The organism is Mycobacterium asiaticum (assembly GCF_001673635.1).
GTDB lineage: Bacteria > Actinomycetota > Actinomycetes > Mycobacteriales > Mycobacteriaceae > Mycobacterium > Mycobacterium asiaticum_C.
Genome location: NZ_LZMH01000002.1, coordinates 121,802 through 145,111 on the forward strand (window position 1 = coordinate 121,802; position 23,310 = coordinate 145,111).

Consider the following 23,310-nt stretch of genomic DNA (forward strand, 5'->3'; position numbering starts at 1 on the left):
GATTGAGTTGGGTACGGGCAACGACGACCCGAACGATGACGGCATCGAGGTCATCGGCGGCGTCGACCCGCGTCTGATGGCGCTTCGGCAAACCGATGACGGCGAGGACTCCGACGACCGCTCCCTGACCGACCTGGTCGAGCAGCCCGCGAAGGTGATGCGCATCGGCACCATGATCAAGCAGTTGCTCGAGGAGGTGCGCGCGGCACCGCTCGACGACGCCAGTCGCAGCCGGTTGCGTGACATCCACGCCACCAGCATCCGCGAGCTGGAGGACGGTCTGGCACCGGAATTGCGCGAGGAGCTGGAACGGCTCACCCTGCCGTTCAACGAGGAGACGCCGCCGTCGGACGCCGAGCTGCGGATCGCCCAGGCCCAGCTGGTCGGCTGGCTGGAAGGGCTCTTCCACGGCATCCAGACCGCGCTGTTCGCCCAGCAGATGGCCGCCCGCGCGCAACTCGAGCAGATGCGTCAGGGCGCGCTGCCGCCGGGGGTGAGTCGGCCGGGCCACCACGGGCCCGGCACCGGACAGTACCTCTGAGCCGTGCCGAGCGGTCCGCACATCGAGACCCGCGACGCGTGGGTCGAGTTCCCGATTTTCGACGCCAAGTCGCGGTCGCTGAAGAAGGCGTTCCTGGGTAAGGCCGGCGGCGCGATCGGCCGCAACAGTTCCAACGTGGTCGTCATCGAGGCGTTGCGGGACATCACCATGTCGCTGGAGCTCGGTGACCGGGTGGGGCTGGTCGGGCACAACGGCGCCGGGAAGTCCACCCTGCTGCGGCTGCTCTCCGGCATCTATGAGCCGACGCGCGGCTGGGCGAAGGTCACCGGCCGGGTGGCGCCGGTGTTCGATCTCGGCATCGGCATGGACCCGGAGATCTCCGGCTACGAGAACATCATCATCCGGGGCCTGTTCCTCGGGCAGACCCGCAAACAGATGCTGGCCAAGGTGGACGAAATCGCCGAGTTCACCGAGTTGGGCGACTACCTGTCCATGCCGCTGCGCACCTACTCCACCGGCATGCGGGTGCGGCTGGCGATGGGCGTGGTCACCAGCATCGATCCGGAAATCCTGCTGCTCGACGAAGGCATCGGCGCCGTCGACGCCGAGTTTTTGAAGAAGGCGCAGTCACGGCTGCAGAGTCTGGTCGAGCGCTCCGGGATCCTGGTGTTCGCCAGCCATTCCAACGAGTTCCTGGCCCGGCTGTGCAAGACGGCGATGTGGATCGACCACGGCGTCATCAAGCAGAGTGGTGGTATCGAAGACGTGGTGCGCGCCTACGAGGGCGACGACGCGGCGCGGCACGTGCGCGAAGTTCTCGCCGAGACCGCGCGTGAGTGAGTCCGTTTTCGCCGTCGTCGTCACCCACCGGCGCCCCGAGGAACTCGCCCGCTCGCTTGACATCCTGTCCACCCAGACCCGGGTGCCGGACAAGCTGATCGTCATCGATAACGACGACTCCGGTGACAGCCGCGTGCACTACCTCGTCGCCGCACAGGAGATTCCGTCGATCTACCTCAATTCGCGCCGCAACCTCGGCGGTGCGGGCGGATTCGCGCTGGGCATGTTGCTGGCGCTGGCACACGGCGCCGACTGGATCTGGCTCGCCGACGACGACGGTCACGCGCACGGTACCGAGGTGCTGCAGACGCTGCTGGCGTGCGCGGCCAAGCACGGCCTGGCCGAGGTGTCCCCGATGGTCTGCGATATCGAGGACCCCGAGTCGCTGGCGTTTCCGCTGCGCCGCGGCCCGGTTTGGCGCAGGCGGGTCAGCGAACTGCGCAGCGAACCCGGTCAGGATCTACTGCCCGGCATTGCGTCACTGTTCAACGGCGCACTGTTCAAGGCGTCCACCCTGGACGCGATCGGCGTCCCGGACCTGCGGCTGTTCATCCGCGGCGACGAGGTGGAGATGCACCGCCGACTGGTTCGTTCCGGCCTGCCGTTCGGCACCTGCCTGGACGCGGTGTACCTGCATCCGTGCGGCTCCGACGAGTTCAAGCCGATCCTGGGCGGCCGCATGCACACGCAGTACCCGGACAACCCCACCAAACGCTTTTTCACCTACCGCAACCGCGGTTACGTGCTGGCCCAGCCAGGCCTGCGCAAGCTGCTGTTTCAGGAATGGGTCCGGTTCGGCTGGTTCTTCTTGGTGACCCGACGCGACCCCAAGGGTCTGCTGGAATGGTTCCGGTTGCGGCGGCTGGGACGCCGGGAGCAGTTCGGACGGCCTGGAGGTGCGGCATGACATTCATCGATGCGGCGGCGCAGTCCAAAACGTTCACCCGCGCTCGGCGCGACCTCGTCGACGGGTTCCGGCGGCGTGAGTTGTGGCTGCACCTGGGCTGGCAGGACATCAAGCAGCGCTACCGCCGCTCGGTGCTGGGCCCGTTCTGGATCACGATCGCGACGGGCACCACCGCGGTGGCGATGGGCGGGCTGTATTCCAAGCTCTTCCACCTCGACCTGTCGGTGCACCTGCCCTACGTCACGCTGGGGTTGATCATCTGGAACCTGATCAACGCCGCCATCCTGGAGGGCGCCGACGTCTTCGTCGCGAATGAAGGCCTGATCAAGCAATTGCCGACGCCGCTGAGCGTGCATGTGTACCGGCTGGTGTGGCGGCAGATGATCCTGTTCGCGCACAACATCGTCATCTACGTCGTGGTCGCCCTCATCTTCCCCAAGCCGTGGTCCTGGGCGGACCTGTCGGTGCTGCCGGCGCTGGCGCTGATCATGCTCAACGCTGTCTGGGTGTCGCTGTGCTTCGGCATCCTGGCCACCCGCTACCGCGACATCGGTCCGCTGCTCAATTCGCTCGTCCAGCTGCTGTTCTTCATGACGCCGATCATCTGGAACGACGACACGCTGCGGCAGCAGGGCGCTGGCCGCTGGTCGAAGATCGTCGAGCTCAATCCGCTGCTGCACTACCTGGACATCGTGCGGGCGCCGTTGTTAGGTGCCCACCAGGAACTGCGGCACTGGGTGGTGGTGTTGGGGCTGACGGGAGTCGGGTGGGTGCTGGCGGCCATCGCGATGCGCCAGTACCGCGCCCGCGTGCCGTACTGGGTATAGGGAGTCCATGAGTCAGCCCGGCCGGGTCGACGCCAGCCTGCTGAGCGGCGTCTCCGAGACAGCACTGTTCACCCTGCGCGGCCGGGCCTACCAGGCCGGCCGCCCGGACGCGATCATCGACGACCCGATGGCCGTGCGGCTCGCCGAGTCCATCGATTTCGACTTCGACAAGTTCGGTCGCCGCAAGGGCCAGGAGATGGCGTTGCGCTCACTTGCCGTGGACCGGTGCGCGCTCGCTTATCTCGGCAAGCACCCCCGCGCCACCGTGGTCGCGCTCGCCGAAGGGTTCCAGACCAGCTTCTGGCGGTTGAGCAGCGCGCTGCCCGATCCCCAATTCAGGTGGGTGTCAATCGATCTGGAGCCGGTCATCGAACTGCGACGCCGACTGCTGCCCCGATCACCGCGGATCACCGAGATTGCGCAGTCCGCGCTGGACTACAGCTGGATCGACCAGATCGACACCCGCAACGGGGTGTTCCTCACCGCCGAGGGTCTGCTGATGTACCTGCAGCCGCACGAGGCGCTGGGACTGATCAGCGAGTGCGCCAAGCGTTTCCCGGGCGGCGAGGTGTTCTTCGACGTGCCGCCGACCATCGTCAAGAAGGTGGCGCCCAACGGGATGCGTTCGTCCAAGCACTACCGGGTGCCGCCGATGCCGTTCAGCCTGTCCCCTCGTCGCCTGGCCCAGTTGGCCGACACGGTGCCCGGGATCCGTGCGGTGCACGATGTGCCGATGCCCAAGGGCCGCGGCTGGTTCTTCGGGGCGGCGTATCCGGCGCTCTGGCAGTTCCCGGTGCTCAAGCCGTTCCGCGGCGCTTACACCCTGCTCGAATTCGGTTAACGCGTCTCGGCCGTCACCACCAGCTGCTCGCCGCCGGTGGCCCAGGACCGGACGAAGACCTTCATGGACACCGTCTCGTCGCGGCCGCGGGGATTGCCGCTGTCGTTGAGGTGCACCGTCGCATGGGCCAGGTCGACGCCGGTGACCACCACCGCGTGGTCGCTGGTCGGGTTGCCGCCCTCGTCCCGGTTCTGCACCGGCACACCCCACAGCAGTTCCGCGTTCACCCCGGCGATCACTTTGTGCCCATCGGCCAGGTAGCGCTGCAGCGCTTCGGTCCCGGCGTCGAGGGCGCCGTGCACGCCGTATTGGGCTAGCAGCAGCGGGATGTCGGCGGGTTCGGTGCCATAGCCTGCCGCGTAGAGCGGCCCGGGCCGTACCTGGCTGGGCAGCCGTTGCGCCACCTCGATGACCTCCTGCTCGGTCGGCTCGCGGCCGGTCAGCTGGCCGATCACGTCGGCGGAAGCCATCAGTGCACAGTCGTCGAACGACTGCATCCGCCAGTACGGCGCGGCGGCCGCCGGGTCGCCGTACATTCCGGTGACGTTCGCGGCCTGGCACAGGGCGACCGAACCCCCAACCGCGGCGGCGATGCCGGCCGCAACGACGGCGGCCGCCGCCGCTTTCCACCAAGTCCTCATGCCTAGCAGCCTCGGGCGCCGGCCTCTGGGAAAGCTCTACGGAAGCTCGGCGATTTCTTGACGCGACGGCGTTGAGAATGTTCCAAGAATCCTTTGAGAATCCGTCAAGGACCCGCCGGGACGCTATGCCGGTGCAAGCAACACTCGTACGCCACTCCGAAATTGTGTTGGTGCGTCCGATTCCATTCCACGGACTCTGCGAGCAGCACCTGCTGCCGTTCTACGGCGTCGTGCACATCGGTTATGTGCGCGGCGAAAAGCGGTTGCGCTACGACGAATTCGCTCAGATAGTGGAGGCCTGCTCGGGCGGCATCCGGGTGCAACAGAAGATGACGAGCCGGATCGGGCTGTGGCTCGATCACCACCTCGGCGCACCCGGGCTGGGCGTGCTGCTCGAAGGCGGCTACGCATGCACACCGGTGCGCGACGGCGCCGCCCTTGCCGGGCCCACGACCACCATGGCCTTCTACGGCTCGATGCGCGACAGCGCCGACCAACAGCGTGAATTCCTGACTCTGACCAGAAAAACAGCCGAATCGAAAGACGAGTGACCCAGATGACTACCCTTGCCTTTGAGTTCCCCGATACTGTCCAGAGCGCCACCTTGCATCGCGACGATGCCCCGCCGGGCCGGACGGCGAAGTTCCACCTGCGCAAGCGGTTCAGCGATCTCGCCTGCTGCCACCGCTCGTGGACCGGCCCCGGCAAGGACTTTTACCTGCACGGCTACGAGCAGCGGTTCGAGATCGAATTCGCCTGCGCTGAACTCGATCCCGACACCGGAATGGTCGTCGACGCCGATTGCCTCGAGGAGGTGCGCGCCGCGCTGCGCCGCCAATTCGACCACACCACGCTGATCGCAGCCGACGACCCGCAGCGTGACCTGTTCGAACTGCTGGCCGCGCAAGGGGCGATCGACCTCCGGGTCATGCACTGCCCCGGCATGGAAGCCTCCGCCGCGTGGATTTTTGACACTGTGGAGCGCATCGTCGCGAAGGCCAGCGAGGGCCGCGTCTGGGTGTCTCGGGTCCAAGCCCGAGAGAATCGCAACAATAAGGTCACCCTGATGGCAGACTGACTGGCCGTGAGCCTGTCGGTCGTCGGCTGCGTAGGGACCGTGATCGTGCCGACCCGCGGCGCCGACGGCGCCGGCGAGGTCCTGGTGACCGCGCGCGGATCCAAGGAAGCTTTCCTGGCCCGCTCCGATGACCCGCTGCCCAAGGGCGCCAAGGTGCTCGTCGTCGCAACGCACGGCCCCCGGACGGTGGTCGTCGAACCCTGGCACGACCCCACCGAACTTCTCCGATAGAAACCGAAATACAAGGAGTCCAATCATGCTCGGTTACCGGGTGCCCGCGCCGGATGAAGCGATGCTCATCTCGGGCGGCAAGGTCAGAGGCAACGTCCCGTTCCGGGTCGTCACCGGCCACGGCGCCTTCGTTATTCCGTTTTTTCGCAAGGCGGCATTCCTGACCCTGGCGATGTGCGAAGCCGAAGTCGCCGAGAAATGCGTCACCCAGCAAGGCATCACACTCAATGTCCGCGCCGTCATCGCGTTCAAGGTCGGCAACGACCCGGAGAGCATCATCGCGGCGGCACAACGCTTCCTGTCCGAGCAGGACCAGATGCAGGTGCTGACGGGACGCATCTTCGCCGGCCACCTGCGCTCGATCATCGGCTCGATGACCGTCGAACAGATCATCCGGGAACGGCAGAAATTGGCGACCGAGGTGCTCGACGGGTCCAAGGAGGAGATGGCCCGGATCGGCCTGAACGTTGACGCGCTGCAGATCCAGTCGATCGACGACGACGGGCTGGGCTACATCAAGGCGATGTCGGCACCCCACAACGCCGCCGTCCAGCAGCAGGCGCAGATCGCGCAGGCGAAAGCGAACCAGGCCGCCGCCGAAGCCGAGCAGGAGTCGCAGCGCAAGCAAGCCGAATTCGCCAGGGAGACAGCAATTGTCAAGGCGCAATACAAGGCCGAGGTGGACAAGGCGCAGGCCGAGGCCGCGCAGGCGGGTCCGTTGGCCGAGGCGGAGGCTCAGCGCGAGGTGCTGGCCATGCGCACCGAACTGGCCCAGCGTGCCGCGGAACTGCGGCAACAGGAGTTGGTGGCCGAGGTCGTCAAACCCGCCGAGGCCGAAGCCGAACGCGTCCGGATCCTGGCTCTCGCCGACGCCGAGAAGATGAAGATTCAGGCCGAGGCGGCGGCGTCGCACAACCGGGTGGCGCTGGACCGGATGATCATCGATCAGTTGCCCGAGATCGTCGACAAGGCGGCGCGCGGACTGGCCAACTCGAACCTGACCGTGCTCAACGGAGCCGAAGGGCTCAGCCAGGTGACCAGCGGCCTGGTCTCGCAGGGCCTGGCCATCTTCGACGCGGTGCGCAACGGGCTGAACCAGTACGACGACGGCGTCGGGCTCAGCGAAGGGGACGATGTGGTGCCGTTCACCCCGAAGGATGGTTCCGCCGGCTAGGGGTGTATCACTGATACGCCACACACCATCAGCGGCGAAAGGTCGTGCCCAGGTGAGCGAGGAATCTCAGTCAACGGACCTGGCGGCTGCGGCGCGGGAGAATCTCGCCGCCGAGTTGGACCGGCTCAAGCAGCGGCGCGACCGACTAGAGGCCGAGGTGCGCAACGACCGCGGCATGGTCGGAGACCACGGTGACGCGGCCGACGCGATCCAGCGCGCCGAAGAACTGGTGGTGCTCGGCGACCGGATCAACGAACTGGATCGGCGGTTGAAGGCCGGGCCGGCGGATGCGGACCCGTCCGGGGTGCTGCCCGGCGGTACCGAGGTCACGTTGCGGTTCGCCGACGGCGAGGTCGTCACCATGCACGTCATCTCGATCGTGGAGGAGACGCCGGTCGGCCACGAAGCCGAGACGCTCACCGCGCGCAGCCCGCTGGGACAGGCGCTGGCCGGGCACCAGGCCGGCGACACGGTTACCTACTCCACCCCGCAGGGACCCACCCAGGTCGAACTGATCTCGGTGAAGTTGCCGTCATAGCCCGGGAAATCGCCACCGTTAGACTCCCCCGATGGCCGATCCCACGCCAGGAGCTGTGCCGCCAGCCGAGCCGCAACCGCTCAGCCTCAAAACTCAGGTGCTGCGTTTCGTGGTCACCGGCGGCCTGGCCGGCATCGTCGACTTCGGCCTTTACGTCGTGCTTTACAAGGTGCTGGGCGTCCAGGTCGACCTGGCGAAGGCCGTCAGCTTCATCATCGGCACCATCACCGCCTACCTGATCAACCGCCGCTGGACGTTCCAAGCGTCGCCCAGCACTGCCCGGTTCGTCGCGGTCATGATCCTGTACGCGATCACGTTCACCGCCCAGGTCGGGCTCAACCATCTTTGCCTTGCGCTGCTGCACTACCAGAGCTGGGCAATACCCGTCGCCTTCGTGATCGCGCAGGGCACGGCGACCGTCATCAATTTCATCGTGCAGCGAGCCGTGATCTTCCGCATCCGCTGAGCCCACCCGGCAGGCGGTACCCTCTGTGACGATGTCCAGCACCCCTGAGCCCGCCTCGGGCACCACCCTCACCCGGCTGACCGGGTGGGGACGAACGGCACCCTCGGTGGCGCGGCTGTTGCGCACGCCGGACGCCGAGGTGATCGCCAAGGCCGTGGCCCGAGCCGCCGATTCCGAAGGTCGTGGCGTCATCGCGCGCGGACTGGGCCGCTCGTACGGCGACAACGCGCAAAATGGCGGCGGCCTGGTAATCGACATGGGCGCGCTCAACAAGATCCACTCGCTGAGCGCCGACAGCAGGATGGCCGACGTCGACGGCGGCGTCAACCTCGACCAGCTGATGCGGGCAGCGCTACCGCTGGGACTGTGGGTCCCGGTGCTGCCCGGCACCCGCCAGGTGACGATCGGCGGCGCCATCGCATGCGACATCCACGGCAAGAACCATCACAGCGCCGGCAGCTTCGGCAACCACGTGCGCAGCATGGACCTGCTGCTGGCCAGCGGCGAAGTCCGGCGGATCACGCCCGACGGCGAGGACGCGGAACTGTTCTGGGCCACCGTCGGAGGCAACGGGCTCACCGGGATCATCCTGCGGGCCACCGTCGAGATGACCCCCACCGAAACGGCGTACTTCATCGCTGATGGCGACGTCACCTCGAGCCTGGACGAGACCATCGCCTTCCACAGCGACGGCAGCGAGGCCAACTACACCTACTCGAGCGCCTGGTTCGACGCGATCAGCCCACCCCCGAAGCTGGGCCGGGCGGCGATCTCCCGCGGTTCGCTGGCCACCCTCGACCAGCTGCCCGCCAAGCTGCAGCGCAATCCACTGAAATTCGATGCGCCGCAGCTGCTTACATTTCCCGACGTGTTTCCCAACGGGCTGGCCAACAAATACACCTTTATGCCGATCGGCGAGCTGTGGTACCGCAAGTCGGGAACCTACCGCGGCAAGGCGCAGAATCTGACGCAGTTCTACCACCCGCTGGACATGTTCGGTGAGTGGAACCGGGCGTTCGGCTCAGCCGGGTTCGGCCAGTACCAGTTCGTGGTGCCCACCGACGCGGTCGAGGAATTCAAAGGGATCATCCGCGACATCCAAAAGTCCGGGCATTACTCGTTTCTCAATGTGTTCAAGCTCTTCGGCCCGGGCAACCAGGCGCCGCTGAGCTTCCCGATTCCGGGCTGGAACGTCTGCGTCGACTTCCCGATCAAGCCCGGCCTCAACGAGTTCCTCAACGAACTCGACCGGCGCGTGCTGCAATTCGGCGGCCGGCTCTACACCGCCAAGGACTCGCGGACCACCGCCGAGACCTTTCACGCCATGTACCCGCGCATCGACGAATGGATCGCCTTGCGCCGCAAGGTGGATCCCAACGGGGTGTTCGCCTCCGACATGGCCCGACGTTTGGAGCTGCTCTAGATGGTGCTTGATGCCGTGGGAAACCCCCAGTCGATCCTGCTGCTCGGCGGCACGTCGGAGATCGGGCTGGCCATCTGCGAGCGGTACCTGCGCAACGCGGCCGCGCGAATCGTGTTGGCCTGTCTGCCCGAGGACCCGGGCCGCGAGGACGCGGTAGCGCAGATGAAGGCCGCGGGCGCACGTTCGGTGGAACTGATCGACTTCGACGCGGTGGACACCGACAGCCATCCGAAGGTGATCGACGAGGCGTTCGGCAACGGTGATGTGGACGTGGCCATCGTCGCGTTCGGTCTGCTCGGTGACGCCGAGGAATTGTGGCAGAACCAGCGCAAGGCCGTGCAGATCGCTGAAATCAACTACACCGCAGCGGTTTCGGTGGGTGTGCTGCTCGGTGAGAAGATGCGCGCACAGGGGTTCGGCCAGATCATCGCGATGAGCACGGTGGCGGGCGAGCGGGTACGCCGGTCGAATTTCGTCTACGGCTCCACCAAGGCCGGACTGGACGGCTTCTACCTCGGACTTTCAGAAGCGCTGCGGGAGTACGGAGTTCGGGTGCTGGTGATCCGGCCCGGCCAGGTGCGCACCCGGATGAGCGCGCACGTCAAGGAAGCTCCGCTGACCGTCGACAAGGAGTACGTCGCCGAACTCGCGGTGACCGCGTCCGCGAAAGGTAAGGAATTGGTTTGGGCGCCAGGAGCGTTTCGCTACGTGATGATGGTGTTGCGGCACATCCCGCGGAGCATCTTCCGCCGGTTGCCCATCTGACCATGCGCAACGCGCTGGCCACCCTGGGCCAGATGGCCATCGCGGTCCTGGTGGCCATCGTGGTCTCGACGGTCTCGCTGCTCGCCATCTCCTGCGTGCAGTGGCCGGCCTTCCCATCCTCCAATCAACTGCATGCGCTGACCACTTTCGGCCAGGTCGCCTGTCTGGCCGGTCTGCTCGCCGTGGGATTGGTATGGCGGCACGGGCGCTTTCGCCGGTTGGCACAACTCGGCGCGCTGGTGTTCGTGTCGGCGTTCAGCGTGGTGACACTCGGCATGCCGCTGGGCGCGACCAAGCTGTATCTGTTCGGCATCTCCGTCGATCAGCAGTTCCGCACCGAGTACCTGACCCGGCTCACCGACAGACCCGCCCTGCGCGACATGACCTACCTCGGGTTGCCGCCGTTCTACCCCCCGGGCTGGTTCTGGCTCGGCGGGCGCGCGGCTTCGCTGACCGGGACCCCCGCCTGGGAGATGTTCAAGCCGTGGGCGATCACTTCGATCACCATCGCGGCCGCGGTAGCGCTGGTGCTGTGGTGGCGGATGGTCCGCTTCGAGTACGCGCTGCTGGTGACCACCGCCGGCACCGCGGTGACGCTGGCTTACAGCTCGCCGGAGCCCTACGCCGCGATGATCACCGTGCTGTTGCCGCCGGTGCTGGTGCTGACCTGGTCGGGTCTGCGGGCCGGGGCGCCTATCGTGCCCGCCGAGCGTGAAGCTGGCCGCACGCTCGACGCCGAGCGTGAAGCTGGCCGCACGCTCGGCGGAAGAAGGGGGTGGGCGGCAATCGTCGGCGCCGGCCTGTTCCTGGGCTTCGCCGCCACCTGGTACACCCTGCTGGTCGCCTACAGCGCGTTCACGGTCTGCCTGATGGCGCTCGGGCTGGCCGCCTTCCGCTGGCGGGCGCATGGTCTGCGGGCGGCGCTCGATCCGCTGCGGCGGCTGCTCGTCATCGGTGTCATCGCATTGGCCATCGCGTCCATCACGTGGCTGCCCTTCCTGCTCCGAACGTTGAGCTCTCCGGTCAGCAACACCGGCAGCGCCCAGCACTACCTGCCGGCCGACGGCGCCCAGCTGACCTTCCCGATGTTCCAGTTCTCTCTGCTGGGTGCGGTCTGCCTGCTGGGCACCCTCTGGCTGATCGTCAAGGCGCGGTCGTCGGTCCGGGCCGGCGGGTTGGCCCTCGGCGTGCTGGCCGTCTATCTGTGGTCGCTGCTGTCGATGCTGACCACGCTGGCGCGCACCACGCTGCTGTCGTTCCGGTTGCAGCCGACCCTCTCGGTGCTGCTGGTGACCGCCGGGGTGTTCGGCTTCGTGGAAGTGACCCAGGCGCTGCGCCGAGACTGGATCGGCAGCCGCGCGGTGCTGCCGGTGGCCGCGGCGATCGGGCTGACCGGCGCCATCGCCTTCAGCCAGGACATTCCCGACGTGCTGCGACCGGACCTGACCATCGCCTACACCGATACCGACGGCGACGGGCAACGCGGCGACCGGCGGCCACCCGGCTCGGAGAAGTACTACCCGGCGGTGGACGCCGCGATCCAGCGGATCACCGGCAAGCCGCGTGATGAGATCGTGGTACTGACCGCCGACTACAGCTTCCTGTCGATGTATCCCTACTGGGGCTTCCAGGGGCTGACGTCGCACTACGCCAACCCGCTGGCCCAGTTCGACAAACGCGCAGCCCAGATCGAGTCGTGGGCCAAGCTCAAGACGGCCGAGGAGTTCATCGGTGCGCTGGACAAGCTGCCGTGGCCGCCGCCGACCGTCTTCGTGATGCGCCGCGGCGCCAGCAACACCTACACGCTCCGGCTGGCCGAGGACGTCTACCCCAACCAGCCCAACGTCCGCCGCTACACCGTGGACTTCAAGGCCGCGCTGTTCAGCGATCCACGGTTCGCCGTCGAAACCATCGGCCCCTTCGTGGTGGCCGTCCGCAAGCCGGTGCCGAGCCTCTGATGGCCACCGAAACCGCACCGGGCGAGACCAAACAATTACCATCTACCTCCGTGAGCGACACGGGAGCTAACTACCGGATCGCTCGCCTCGTTGCGGTGGTCGCCGGTCTGCTCGGAACCGTCCTCGCCCTCGCGACGCCACTGCTGCCCGTCGAACAGACCACCGCCGAACTGAACTGGCCGCAAAACGGCACATTCGGCAGTGTCGAGGCGCCGCTGATCAGCTACGTGGCCACCGACCTGAACATCACCGTGCCCTGCCAGGCCGCCGCCGGACTGGCCGGACCGCAGAACACCGGCAAGACGGTGCTGCTGTCCACGGTGCCCAAGCAGGCACCCAAGGCGGTGGACCGTGGGCTGCTGCTGCAGCGGGTCAACGACGATCTGGTGCTGATCGTGCGCAACGTCCCGGTGGTGACCGCCCCGATGAACCAGGTGCTCGGCCCGGATTGCAAACGGCTGACCTTCACCGCCCACGCGGACCGGGTCATCGGCGAGTTCGAGGGGCTCAAGCAGGGGCCGACCAGTGAGCACCCCGGCGACCCGCTGCGCGGTGAGAAGAGCGGCTACGACTTCCGGCCGCAGATCGTGGGCGTGTTCACCGACCTGTCCGGGCCGGCACCGCCGGGCCTGACCTTCTCGGCGGTCGTCGACACCCGCTACAGCAGCAGCCCGACGACGCTGAAGATGGCCGCGATGATCCTCGGGCTGGTGCTGACCGCCGCCGCGCTGGTCGCACTGCATGTACTGGACACCGCCGACGGCACCCGGCACCGGCGGTTCCTGCCGTCGCGGTGGTGGTCGCTCGGTGGGCTGGACGCCCTGGTCCTCGCCGTGCTGGTGTGGTGGCACTTCGTCGGCGCCAATACCTCCGACGACGGCTACATCCTGACCATGGCCCGGGTCTCCGAACACGCCGGGTACATGGCCAACTACTACCGCTGGTTCGGCACCCCGGAGGCACCGTTCGGCTGGTACTACGACCTGCTGGCGGTGTGGGCGCACGTCAGCACCGCCAGCATCTGGATGCGGCTGCCCACCCTGGCGATGGCGGTGACCTGTTGGTGGGCGATCAGCCGCGAAGTCATCCCGCGACTGGGTTACGCGGTCAAGCGGAGCCGGGCCGCGGCGTGGACGGCCGCCGGTATGTTCCTGGTGGTCTGGCTGACGCTGGACAACGGATTGCGTCCCGAACCGATCATCGCGTTGGGGATCCTGCTGACCTGGTGCTCGGTGGAGCGCGCGGTGGCGACCAGCCGGCTGCTGCCCGTGGCCATTGCCTGCATCATCGGCGCGCTCACGCTGTTCTCCGGTCCGACGGGCATCGCCTCCATCGGTGCGCTGCTGGTCGCCATCGGGCCGCTGCGGACCATCCTGCACCGACGCTCGAAACAGTTCGGCTTGCTGCCACTGCTGGCGCCGATCCTGGCCGCAAGCACCGTCACCGCGATCCTGATCTTCCGCGACCAGACCCTGGAAGGCGAGGTCCAGGCCAGTGGATTCAAGAAGGCCGTCGGGCCGAGCCTGAAGTGGTTCGACGAGCACATCCGCTACGAGCGGCTGTTCATGCCCAGCCCGGACGGGTCGGTGGCGCGCCGCTTCGCGGTGCTGGCCCTGCTCATCGCGCTGGCGGTGGCGGTAGCGATGTCGTTGCGCAAGGGGCGGATTCCGGGGACGGCGGCCGGACCGAGTCGCCGCATCGTCGGCATCACCGTGATCTCGTTGTTCGCGATGATGTTCACCCCGACCAAGTGGACCCACCACTTCGGGGTGTTCGCGGGGCTGGCCGGCTCGTTAGGGGCGTTGGCCGCCGTCGCCGTCACCGCCGCGGCGATGAAATCGCGACGCAACCGGACCATGTTCGCCGCCGCGGTGCTGTTCGTCATGGCCATGTCGTTCGCCAGCGTCAACGGCTGGTGGTACGTATCGAATTTCGGTGTGCCGTGGTCGAATTCGTTCCCCAAGCTGAGATGGTCGCTGACCACCGCGCTGCTGGAACTCACGGTGGTGGTGCTGTTGGTGGCGGCGTGGTTCCACTTCGTGGCCACTGAGGACCGCCCGCCCAAGACCCGCGTGGGCGCCCGGCTGGCCGGGCTGGTGCAATCACCCTTGGCGATCGCGACGTGGCTGTTGGTGCTCTTCGAGGTCGTGTCGCTGACCCAGGCGATGGTGGCGCAATACCCGGCGTGGTCGGTCGGCCGGTCCAATTTGCAGGCGTTGACCGGTAAGACCTGCGGACTGGCCGAAGACGTGCTGGTGGAGCTGGATCCCGACGCCGGCATGCTGACACCGGTGTCCGCTCCGGTGGGTGAGGCGCTGGGCGCCGGTCTCTCGGAAGCGTTCACGCCCAACGGAATTCCCGCGGACGTCTCGGCCGACCCGGTGATGGAGCGTCCCGGCGACCGTAACTTCGCCAGTGACGACGGGGTGGTCACCGGCAGCGACCCGGGCACCGAGGGCGGGACCACCGCGGCCCCGGGGATCAACGGCGCCCGCGCACGGTTGCCGTTCAATCTCGACCCGGCGCGCACACCGGTGTTGGGCAGCTGGCGTTCGGGAATCCAGGTGCCGGCCATGCTGCGCTCGGGCTGGTACCGGCTGCCGCCCAAGGAACAACGAGGTAAGTCCGCGTTGCTGGTGGTGACCGCCGCCGGCCGCTTCGATCCCCGTGAGGTCCAGGTGCAGTGGGCCACCGATGAAGAGGCCGCCGCCGGAAAGCACGGCGGCTCAATGGGATTCGCTGACGTCGGCGCGGTCCCGGCGTGGCGTAACCTACGTGCGCCGCTGTCCGCCATTCCCGAATCGGCGACCCAGGTACGACTGGTGGCCGATGACGACGACCTGGCACCCCAGCACTGGATCGGCCTCACCCCGCCGCGCGTGCCGCGGCTGCGCACCCTGCAGGATGTCGTCGGCTCGAAGGACCCGGTGTTCCTGGACTGGCTGGTGGGCCTGGCGTTCCCGTGTCAGCGGCCGTTCGGCCACCAGAACGGCGTCGACGAGACGCCCAAGTGGCGGATCCTGCCCGACCGGTTCGGCGCGGAGGCGAACTCGCCGGTCATGGACAACCTCGGCGGTGGGCCGCTGGGCATCACCGAATTGCTGACCCACGCGACCACGGTGGCCAGCTACCTCAAGGATGACTGGTTCCGGGACTGGGGCGCGTTGCAACGATTGACGCCCTACTACCCCGACGCCGGGCCCGCCCGACTGGAGTTGGGCACCGTCACCCGCAGCGGGTTGTGGAACCCGGCGCCACTGCGCAAGAGTTGAGCGCCGATCAGGCTTGCTGGACCTCGAACCGGAACTCACAGCCACCGATACAGATGCGGTCGCCGTCAGTCAGCGTGGCGCTGCCCCGGATCGGCTGGCCGCCCACCTCCACGCCGTTGGTGGACCGCAGATCGGTGATCACGAAAGCCGTTCCGGTGTCGGCAATCACGGCATGATGCCGGCTGACGTCGGTGTCGTCGAGCACGATGTCGTTGTCGGCCAGCCGGCCGATCCGGGTGACGGCGCCGTTAAGCCGGTATACGTGTCCGGCGCTGTCGCGCAGCGCGGCGACCAACGTCGGGGCGGGCGGGGCGGCGGTGGCTTCCCGGTACGCGCCACGTTTGCGGGTGCTGGCTACGGCATGCTTGGTGACGATCGGTTCCTGACGCAGGATGCGCTCATGCAGGGCGGTGACGGTCGGGCCGGGATCGATGCCGAGACCCTCGGCCAGCGCCGTCTTGAGCTGCCGGTAGGCGCCCAGGGCGTCGGACTGTCGTTCGGTGACGTAGTAGGCGGTGATCAGCTGGGCCCACAACGGCTCCCGGTAAGGATGCTCGGCGGCCAGCGATTCCAGTTCACCGATGACGGCATCGGCCCGTCCGCAAGCGATCTCGGCTTCGGCGCGGGCGCTGTGCGCTCCCACCTTGTCCTCGACGAGCTTGGTGGCGAAAGCGTCCACGAATTCGAAGTCCCGCAGGTCGTCGAGCACCGGCCCACGCCACTCGGCCAGCGCCTCGGACAGGTGCTCGCTGGCCTCTTCGAACCGGCCCGCGGCGGCGGCCTGGACTCCGGCGGTTTTCGCGGCGGCGAACCGGCCCAGGTCGTAGTCGCTGTCGGAGACGGTGAGCTGATAACCCGGCGGCGCGCTGGCCAGGACCCGTGCCGGGTCGACGCCGCCGGTGGTCCGCAGCAGCCGGCGCAGATTGGAGATGTGGGACTGGATGCTGGTGCGTGCCGCGGGGACCGGCGAGCCGTCCCATACCGCGTCGGTCAACGAGTCCACCGAAACCGGCCGGTTGCGGTTGATCAGCAGCATCGCCAGCACCGCCCGCTGCTTCGCTGCACCGACAGGCACCGGGGTGCCGTCCACCAGCAGCTGCAGCGGTCCCAGAACACCAAACCCGAGAGGCGTGTTCGTCATCGCGCTGCCAGCCTCCGATCATCCAGGCCGTTGGCTATATCTATGTACCCATTGTGATCGTTACACGCGGCGGGGCCTTTCCCCGGCCCCGCATCCAATAGTCACTTAATCGCGTCGCCTACGATCGACCATCGTGTCCCCCGACGGTAATGAGCGATCCCACCGGATCGCCCGGCTGATAGCCGTCGTCTCGGGAATCGCCGGACTGGTGTTATGCCTGCTGGTCCCGTTGTTGCCGGTGCGGCAGACCACCGCCACCATTGTGTGGCCGCAGGGCACCGGCGCCGACGGCAACATCACCCAGATCACGGCCCCGCTGGTGTCCGGGGCGCCGCAGGCACTGGACATCTCCATCCCCTGTTCCGCGATCGCGACCCTGCCCGCCAACGGTGGGCTGGTGGTCTCGACCCTGCCGACCGACGGCTTCGAGACCGGCAAGCACGGGCTGTTCGTGCGCGCCAACAAGGACACGGTCGTCGTCGCCTTCCGCGACACGGTGGCCGCGGTCGCGCCGCGCCCGGCGATCGCGGCGGGTGGCTGCCAGCGGTTGCACATCTGGGCCGACGCCGGCGGCGCGGGTGCCGACTTCATCGGACTCCCCGGGGCCGCCGGCAAGCTGGTGCCCGAGAAGAAGCCCCAGGTCGGCGGGATCTTCACCGACCTGAAGGTGCCGGCGCAGCCCGACCTGTCGGCACGCGTCGACGTCGATACCCGATTCATCCTCGCGCCCACCACGCTGAAGTCGCTGGCCATGGGTCTCGGCGCACTCGCGGTCCTTTCCGCCATCCTCGCGCTCGCCGCGCTGGACCGCCTCAGCCGCGGTGACTCGCTGCGCAACTGGCGTTCCCCGATGACGCTGCTGGCCCGCTACCGCCCGCGGTTGCGCCGCGGGCCGCACGCGGGCCTGGCGACCAGGCTCGCCGACGCCGCGGTCATCGCGACGCTGCTGCTCTGGCACATCATCGGCGCCACCACATCTGACGACGGTTACAACCTCACCGTCGCCCGGGTGGCTCCCAAGGCCGGATACATCGTCGACTACTACCGCTACTTCGGCACCACGAACGCGCCGTTCGACTGGTACTTCAGCCTGCTGTCCAAGTTGGCGGCGGTGAGCAGCGCCGGGGTGTGGATGCGGCTGCCCGCCCTGCTGGCCGGTATCGGCTGCTGGCTGCTGATCAGCCACTGCGTGTTGCGCCGACTCGGGCCGGGCCGGGGCGGCCTGGCCGGTAACAGGGTCGCGCTGTACACCGCCGGCGCGGTGTTCGTCGCCGCATGGCTGCCGTTCAACAACGGGCTGCGGCCCGAGCCGCTGATCGCCCTGGGCGTGCTGCTCACCTGGATCCTGGTGGAGCGCTCGATCGCACTCGGCCGGCTCGCACCGGCCACGTTGGCGATCATCGTCGCCGCGCTGACCGCCACGCTCGCGCCGCAGGGACTGATCGCCGTCGCAGCATTGTTGACCGGCGCCCGCGCGATCGCGCAGATCGTCCGGCGGCGCCGAACCACCGACGGCCTGCTGGCGCCGCTTGTGGTGCTGGCGGCGTCGCTGTCGCTGATCACCGTTGTCGTGTTCCGCTCGCAGACGCTGGCCACCGCCGCCGAGTCGGCCCGCATCAAGTACAAGGTCGGCCCGACGATCGCCTGGTACCAGGACTTCCTGCGGTACTACTTCCTCACCGTCGAGAGCAATGCGGACGGTTCGATGGCGCGGCGGTTCGCGGTGCTGGTGCTGCTGCTGTGCATGTTCGGGATGCTGTTCGTGCTGCTGCGCCGCGGCCGGGTGGCCGGGCTGGCCACCGGACCGGCCTGGCGGCTGCTGGGCACCACCGCGATCGGCCTGCTGCTGTTGCACTTCACCCCAACCAAGTGGGCCATCCAGTTCGGTGCGTTCGCCAGCCTGGCCGGCGCGCTGGGCGCCGTTACCGCGTTCACCGTCGCGCGGATCGGCCTGCACAGCCGACGCAACCTCGCGCTATACGTCACCGCGCTGTTGTTCGTCCTCGCCTGGGCCACTTCCGGCATCAACGGGTGGTTCTACGTCGGCAACTACGGCGTCCCCTGGTACGACATCCAGCCGGTCGTCGCCAGCCATCCGGTCACCTCGATGTTCCTGACGCTCTCGATCCTGAGCGGCCTGCTGGCCGCCTGGTACCACTTCCGGATGGACTACGCCGGGCACACCGAGGTCAAGAACAACCGGCGCAACCGTGTGCTGGCGTCGGCGCCGCTGCTGGTGGTGGCGGTGATCATGGTCCTGGGTGAAGTCGGCTCGCTGGCCAAGGGCGCGGTCTTCCGCTATCCGCTCTACACCACCGGCAAGGCCAACTTGGCCGCCCTGACGTCGGGCCTGTCACCGACCAGCTGTGCCATGGCCGACGACGTGCTGGCCGAGCCCGATCCCAACGCCGGAATGCTGCAGCCGGTGCCAGGGCAGCAGTTCGGTCCCGACGGGCCACTCGGCGGCGTCAGCCCGCTCGGCTTCAAGCCCGAAGGCGTCGGCGACGACCTCAAATCGGACCCGGTGGTCAGCAAGCCCGGCGTCGTCAATTCCGACGCCTCGCCCAACAAGCCCAACGCCGCCATCACCGACTCCGCCGGTACCGCGGGCGGCAAGGGGCCCGTCGGCGTCAACGGGTCACACGCGTTCCTGCCGTTCGGACTGGATCCCGCCCGCACCCCGGTGATGGGCAGCTACGGCGAGAACAACCTGGCGGCCCGGGCCACCTCCGCCTGGTACCAGCTGCCGCCGCGCCGGCCCGACCGGCCGCTGGTGGTGGTTTCGGCCGCGGGCGCGATCTGGTCCTATAAAGAGGACGGCGACTTCATGTACGGCCAGTCGCTCAAGCTGCAGTGGGGCGTCTCCCGGCCGGACGGCAACTTCACGCCGCTGGGCGAGGTGTTCCCGATCGACCTCGGTCCGCAACCGGCCTGGCGCAATCTGCGGTTCCCGCTGACCTTGGCGCCACCGGAAGCCAACGTGGCACGCATCGTCGCCTACGACCCGAACCTGAGCTCCGAGCAGTGGTTCGCGTTCACGCCACCGCGGGTGCCGGAGCTGGAATCGCTGCAGCAGTTGATCGGCTCGCGGACCCCGGTGCTGATGGACATCGCGACGGCGGCCAACTTCCCGTGCCAGCGCCCGTTCGCTGAGCACCTGGGCATCGCCGAACTGCCGGACTATCGGATTTTGCCCGACCACAAGCAGACCGCGGTGTCGTCGAACCTGTGGCAGGCGGCGTCGACCGGCGGGCCGTTCATGTTCACTCAGGGGTTGCTGTGGACGTCGACGATCTCGACGTACCTCAGCGGTGACTGGTACCGCGACTGGGGTTCGGTGGAGCAGTACCACCGCCTGGTCCCGACCGACCGCGCACCCGACGCCGTCGTCCAGCAGGGCGTGACCACTGTGCCCGGCTGGAGCCGGCAAGGACCGATTAGGGCCCTCCCATGACTTTGAGCGCGAGCAGACGCGAAAGCACCCCGAATCCGGCGAATTCGGGTGCTTTCGCGTCTGCTCGCGGGGAAAAAATCACCCGCTGGGTGGCGACCATCGCCGGGTTGCTCGGTTTCGTGTTGTCGGTCGCCACGCCACTGCTGCCGGTGGTCCAGACCACCGCAATGCTGAACTGGCCGCAGGACGGCCAGCTCAACAGCGTCACTTCGCCGCTGATCTCGCTGACCCCGGTGGACTTCAAGGCGACCGTGCCGTGTGGCATCGTGCGCGAGATGCCGCCGACGGGCGGAGTGGTGCTGGGCACCGCACCCAAACAGGGCAAGGACGCCAATCTCAACGCCCTTTTCGTGGTGGTCAGCGCGCAGCGCGTGGACGTGACCGATCGCAACGTGGTGATCCTGTCGGTGCCCCGCGACCTGGTGGCCTCGCCGCAGTGTGAGTACATCGACATCAGCTCGACGCACGCCGGCACGTTCGCCACCTTCGTCGGTCTCAAGGATCCCGGCGGCGGACCACTGCGCAGCGGGTTCCCCGACCCGAACCTGCGTCCGCAGATCGTCGGCGTCTTCACCGACCTCACCGGGCCGGCGCCACCCAAGCTGAGCATGTCGGCGACCATCGACAGCCGCTTCTCCACCACTCCGACCACGCTCAAGTTGCTGGCCATCGTCGGGGCGATCGTGTCCACCCTCGTTGCGCTGATCGCGCTGTGGCGCCTCGACCAGCTGGACGGGCACCGAATGCGCCGCTGGATTCCGGCCAACTGGCGCACCCTCACCTTGCTCGATGGCGTGGTGATCTTCGCCTTCCTGCTCTGGCATGTCATCGGCGCCAACTCTTCCGACGATGGCTACATACTGGGCATGGCCCGCGTCGCCGACCGCGCCGGCTACATGTCCAATTACTTCCGCTGGTTCGGCAGCCCGGAAGACCCGTTCGGCTGGTACTACAACCTGCTGGCGCTGATGACCCACGTCAGCGACGCCAGCATCTGGATGCGCCTGCCCGACCTGTTCGCCGGGCTGGTGTGCTGGCTGTTGTTGTCGCGCGAGGTGCTGCCCCGACTGGGACCCGCGGTCACCGCCAGCAAACCCGCCAACTGGGCCGCGGCGATGGTGCTGCTGACCGCGTGGATGCCGTTCGACAACGGGCTGCGGCCCGAGGGGATCATCGCGCTCGGATCGCTGGTCACCTATGTGCTGATCGAACGATCGATGCGGTACAGCCGCCTGACACCGGCGGCGCTGGCGATCATCACCGCGGCGTTCACCCTCGGTGTGCAGCCCACCGGACTGATCGCGGTGGCGGCGCTGGTGGCCGCCGGCCGTCCGCTGCTGCGCATTCTGGTCAAACGCCGCCGGATGGTCGGGGGCACGTTGCCGTTGCTGTCGCCGATGCTGGCGGCGGGGACGATCATCCTGACAGTGGTGTTCGCCGACCAGACGCTGGCAAGTGTGTTGGAAGCCACCAGGGTTCGAGGCAAGATCGGGCCGAGCCAGGCCTGGTACACCGAGAACCTGCGCTACTACTACCTGATCCTGCCCACGGTCGACGGCTCGCTGTCGCGCCGGTTCGGGTTCCTGATCACCGCGCTGTGCCTGTTCACTGCGGTGTTCATCATGTTGCGGCGCAAGCGGATTCCCGGTGTGGCCCGCGGTCCGGCCTGGCGGCTGATGGGCATCATCTTCGGCACCATGTTCTTCCTGATGTTCACCCCGACCAAGTGGGTGCACCACTTCGGTCTGTTCGCCGCGGTGGGGGCCGCGATGGCCGCGCTGACGACGGTGCTGGTGTCGCCATCGGTGCTGCGCTGGTCGCGCAACCGGATGGCCTTCCTGGCGGCGGTGTTCTTCATGCTGGCGTTGTGTTTCGCGACCACCAACGGCTGGTGGTACGTCTCCAGCTACGGCGTGCCGTTCAACAGCACGATGCCCAAGATCGCCGGAATCTCGGTCAGCACAATGTTTTTCGCGCTGTTCGTGATCGCCGCGATCTACGCCGCCTGGTTGCACTTCGCGCCGTGGGGCAGCGGTGAAGGCCGGGTGGTCCGTGCCCTGACGAAGGCGCCCGTCGCGCTGGCGGCCGGGTTCATGGCGCTGGTGTTCGTCGCATCGATGGGCATTGGGATCGTGCGGCAGTACCCGACCTACTCCAACGGCTGGTCGAACATCCGGGCCTTCGCCGGCGGCTGTGGGCTCGCCGACGACGTGCTCGTCGAACCGGACACCAACGCCGGCTTCATGACACCGCTGCCCGGTGATTACGGTCCGCTCGGCCCGCTCGGCGGCACCGACCCGGTCGGCTTCTCACCCAATGGCGTGCCGGAGCACACCGTCGCCGAGGCGATCGTGATGAAGCCCAACCAGCCCGGCACCGACTACGACTGGGATGCCCCGGCCAAAACGGAAACAACGGGCGTCAATGGTTCCAGGGTGCCGCTCCCCTACCAGCTCGACCCGGCGCGGGTGCCGCTGGCGGGCACCTACACCAGCGGCGCGCAGCAGCAGAGCAAACTCGCCTCGGCGTGGTACCTGCTGCCCAAGCCGGACGACGGGCACCCGCTGGTGGTTGTGACGGCGGCCGGCAAGATCGCCGGCAACAGCGTGCTGCACCACTACACGGCCGGGCAGACCGTGGTCCTCGAGTACGCCAGGCCCACCCCCGGCGCGCTGGTGCCCGCGGGACGGCTGGTGCCCGACGACCTGTACGGCGAGCAGCCCAAGGCGTGGCGCAACCTGCGGTTCGCCCGGGACAAGATGCCGGCCGACGCCGTCGCGGTCCGGGTGGTCGCCGAAGACCTGTCGCTGACCCCGGAGGATTGGATCGCGATCACCCCGCCGCGAGTACCGGAGTTGCGCTCCCTGCAGGAGTACGTCGGTTCGACGCAGCCGGTCCTGCTGGACTGGGCGGTCGGGCTGGCCTTCCCGTGCCAGCAGCCGATGCTGCACACCAACGGGGTGACCGAGATTCCGCGGTTCCGCATCACGCCGGACTACTCGGCCAAGAAGCTGGACACCGACACGTGGGAAGACGGCAAGAACGGCGGTCTGCTCGGTATCACCGATTTGTTGCTGCGCGCCCACGTGATGGCCACCTACCTGTCCCGCGACTGGGCCCGCGACTGGGGCTCGCTGCGCAAGTTCGAGACCCTGGTCGACGCGCCCCCCGCGCGACTGGACCTGGGTGAGGCGACGCGCAGCGGCCTGTGGTCGCCGGGCAAGATCCGCATCGGGCCGTAACACTGGATGG

19 protein-coding genes are annotated in these 23,310 nt (G+C 67.8%); 17 read left to right on the forward strand and 2 right to left on the reverse strand.

The features are described 5' to 3' along the window. Window positions 1-7 precede the first annotated feature (7 nt). Genes A5645_RS00680 through A5645_RS00700 form a run of 5 tightly spaced genes read left to right on the forward strand, consistent with a single transcriptional unit; the run spans window position 8 to window position 3,917 of the window. Complete coding sequence (locus tag A5645_RS00680; protein ID WP_065034050.1) at window positions 8-541, forward strand: bacterial proteasome activator family protein; 534 nt, start codon at window positions 8-10, stop codon at window positions 539-541. 3 nt (window positions 542-544) lie between these two features. Further along, the gene (gene wzt, locus A5645_RS00685) at window positions 545-1,342 is read left to right on the forward strand and encodes a galactan export ABC transporter ATP-binding subunit Wzt/RfbE (RefSeq protein WP_036362562.1); all 798 of its coding nucleotides are present in this window, start codon (window positions 545-547) and stop codon (window positions 1,340-1,342) included. Next, window positions 1,335-2,249 (forward strand): galactofuranosyltransferase GlfT1, encoded by a 915-nt coding sequence (gene glfT1 / locus A5645_RS00690; RefSeq protein WP_065128135.1) that lies wholly within the window; start codon window positions 1,335-1,337, stop codon window positions 2,247-2,249. Before wzt ends, glfT1 begins: the two co-directional genes overlap by 8 nt. Further along, window positions 2,246-3,076, forward strand: a complete 831-nt coding sequence (gene wzm / locus A5645_RS00695; protein ID WP_065128136.1) for a galactan export ABC transporter permease subunit Wzm/RfbD — start codon at window positions 2,246-2,248, stop codon at window positions 3,074-3,076. Before glfT1 ends, wzm begins: the two co-directional genes overlap by 4 nt. 7 nt (window positions 3,077-3,083) lie before the next feature. Then, the gene (locus A5645_RS00700; RefSeq protein WP_065128137.1) at window positions 3,084-3,917 is read left to right on the forward strand and encodes a class I SAM-dependent methyltransferase; all 834 of its coding nucleotides are present in this window, start codon (window positions 3,084-3,086) and stop codon (window positions 3,915-3,917) included. Here the strand turns inward: A5645_RS00700 and A5645_RS00705 are convergent. Next, window positions 3,914-4,558, reverse strand: a complete 645-nt coding sequence (locus A5645_RS00705) for a C39 family peptidase (protein ID WP_065128138.1) — start codon at window positions 4,556-4,558, stop codon at window positions 3,914-3,916. The genes A5645_RS00700 and A5645_RS00705 overlap by 4 nt on opposite strands. Window positions 4,559-4,635: 77 nt before the next feature. Here A5645_RS00705 and A5645_RS00710 point away from each other — a divergent pair, with 77 nt between their 5' ends. The 10 genes from A5645_RS00710 (at window position 4,636) to A5645_RS00755 (ending at window position 15,463) form a co-directional block, all read left to right on the forward strand. Next, on the forward strand, window positions 4,636-5,109 hold the full coding sequence (locus A5645_RS00710) for a GTP cyclohydrolase I (protein WP_081288084.1): 474 nt from the start codon (window positions 4,636-4,638) through the stop codon (window positions 5,107-5,109). A 5-nt stretch (window positions 5,110-5,114) separates the two neighbouring features. Further along, window positions 5,115-5,636, forward strand: coding sequence for a 6-carboxytetrahydropterin synthase (locus A5645_RS00715; protein ID WP_155767783.1), 522 nt, complete (start codon window positions 5,115-5,117; stop codon window positions 5,634-5,636). A 6-nt stretch (window positions 5,637-5,642) separates the two neighbouring features. Then, a complete protein-coding gene (locus A5645_RS00720; protein ID WP_196772963.1) occupies window positions 5,643-5,867 on the forward strand; it encodes an NfeD C-terminal domain-containing protein in 225 nt (74 codons plus the stop codon). Window positions 5,868-5,892: 25 nt separating this feature from the next. Next, entirely contained in the window at window positions 5,893-7,041 is a 1,149-nt protein-coding gene (locus tag A5645_RS00725) for an SPFH domain-containing protein (protein WP_065034026.1), read from the forward strand. Window positions 7,042-7,093: 52 nt separating this feature from the next. After that, window positions 7,094-7,579, forward strand: a complete 486-nt coding sequence (locus A5645_RS00730) for a GreA/GreB family elongation factor (protein ID WP_065034027.1) — start codon at window positions 7,094-7,096, stop codon at window positions 7,577-7,579. A gap of 100 nt (window positions 7,580-7,679) precedes the next feature. Then, complete coding sequence (locus A5645_RS00735) at window positions 7,680-8,045, forward strand: GtrA family protein (RefSeq protein ID WP_155767789.1); 366 nt, start codon at window positions 7,680-7,682, stop codon at window positions 8,043-8,045. A gap of 31 nt (window positions 8,046-8,076) precedes the next feature. Next, entirely contained in the window at window positions 8,077-9,468 is a 1,392-nt protein-coding gene (gene dprE1 / locus A5645_RS00740) for a decaprenylphosphoryl-beta-D-ribose oxidase (RefSeq protein ID WP_065128139.1), read from the forward strand. Then, window positions 9,469-10,233: a decaprenylphospho-beta-D-erythro-pentofuranosid-2-ulose 2-reductase gene (gene dprE2, locus A5645_RS00745; protein ID WP_065128140.1), complete on the forward strand. Its 765-nt coding sequence runs from the start codon at window positions 9,469-9,471 to the stop codon at window positions 10,231-10,233. Window positions 10,234-10,235: 2 nt separating this feature from the next. Further along, the gene (locus A5645_RS00750) at window positions 10,236-12,191 is read left to right on the forward strand and encodes a galactan 5-O-arabinofuranosyltransferase (RefSeq protein WP_065128141.1); all 1,956 of its coding nucleotides are present in this window, start codon (window positions 10,236-10,238) and stop codon (window positions 12,189-12,191) included. Beyond that, window positions 12,191-15,463: an arabinosyltransferase domain-containing protein gene (locus tag A5645_RS00755; protein ID WP_065128142.1), complete on the forward strand. Its 3,273-nt coding sequence runs from the start codon at window positions 12,191-12,193 to the stop codon at window positions 15,461-15,463. The genes A5645_RS00750 and A5645_RS00755 overlap by 1 nt, the downstream gene beginning before the upstream one ends. Window positions 15,464-15,470: 7 nt before the next feature. Here the strand turns inward: A5645_RS00755 and A5645_RS00760 are convergent, their stop codons facing one another. Then, window positions 15,471-16,604 carry a BTAD domain-containing putative transcriptional regulator gene (locus A5645_RS00760; protein ID WP_065128143.1) on the reverse strand — a complete coding sequence of 378 codons (1,134 nt, stop codon included), beginning with the start codon at window positions 16,602-16,604 and terminating at the stop codon, window positions 15,471-15,473. A 133-nt stretch (window positions 16,605-16,737) separates the two neighbouring features. Between A5645_RS00760 and A5645_RS00765 the strand changes: the two genes are divergently transcribed. Both A5645_RS00765 and embB read left to right on the forward strand, forming a co-directional pair. After that, window positions 16,738-20,058 (forward strand): arabinosyltransferase domain-containing protein, encoded by a 3,321-nt coding sequence (locus A5645_RS00765; protein ID WP_065128144.1) that lies wholly within the window; start codon window positions 16,738-16,740, stop codon window positions 20,056-20,058. Then, entirely contained in the window at window positions 20,055-23,300 is a 3,246-nt protein-coding gene (gene embB, locus A5645_RS00770; RefSeq protein WP_065128145.1) for an arabinosyltransferase EmbB, read from the forward strand. Before A5645_RS00765 ends, embB begins: the two co-directional genes overlap by 4 nt. Window positions 23,301-23,310 lie beyond the last annotated feature (10 nt).

What these genes read in the sequence shown, in the direction of transcription:
- wzm (WP_065128136.1), top strand. Translation starts at nt 2,246, where the DNA reads ATGACATTCATCGATGCGGCGGCGCAGTCCAAAACGTTCACCCGCGCT.
- A5645_RS00700 (WP_065128137.1), top strand. Translation starts at nt 3,084, where the DNA reads ATGAGTCAGCCCGGCCGGGTCGACGCCAGCCTGCTGAGCGGCGTCTCC.
- A5645_RS00705 (WP_065128138.1), bottom strand. Translation starts at nt 4,558, where the DNA reads ATGAGGACTTGGTGGAAAGCGGCGGCGGCCGCCGTCGTTGCGGCCGGC.
- A5645_RS00710 (WP_081288084.1), top strand. Translation starts at nt 4,636, where the DNA reads ATGTTCCAAGAATCCTTTGAGAATCCGTCAAGGACCCGCCGGGACGCT.
- A5645_RS00715 (WP_155767783.1), top strand. Translation starts at nt 5,115, where the DNA reads ATGACTACCCTTGCCTTTGAGTTCCCCGATACTGTCCAGAGCGCCACC.
- A5645_RS00725 (WP_065034026.1), top strand. Translation starts at nt 5,893, where the DNA reads ATGCTCGGTTACCGGGTGCCCGCGCCGGATGAAGCGATGCTCATCTCG.
- dprE1 (WP_065128139.1), top strand. Translation starts at nt 8,077, where the DNA reads ATGTCCAGCACCCCTGAGCCCGCCTCGGGCACCACCCTCACCCGGCTG.
- dprE2 (WP_065128140.1), top strand. Translation starts at nt 9,469, where the DNA reads ATGGTGCTTGATGCCGTGGGAAACCCCCAGTCGATCCTGCTGCTCGGC.
- A5645_RS00750 (WP_065128141.1), top strand. Translation starts at nt 10,236, where the DNA reads ATGCGCAACGCGCTGGCCACCCTGGGCCAGATGGCCATCGCGGTCCTG.
- A5645_RS00755 (WP_065128142.1), top strand. Translation starts at nt 12,191, where the DNA reads ATGGCCACCGAAACCGCACCGGGCGAGACCAAACAATTACCATCTACC.
- A5645_RS00760 (WP_065128143.1), bottom strand. Translation starts at nt 16,604, where the DNA reads ATGACGAACACGCCTCTCGGGTTTGGTGTTCTGGGACCGCTGCAGCTG.
- embB (WP_065128145.1), top strand. Translation starts at nt 20,055, where the DNA reads ATGACTTTGAGCGCGAGCAGACGCGAAAGCACCCCGAATCCGGCGAAT.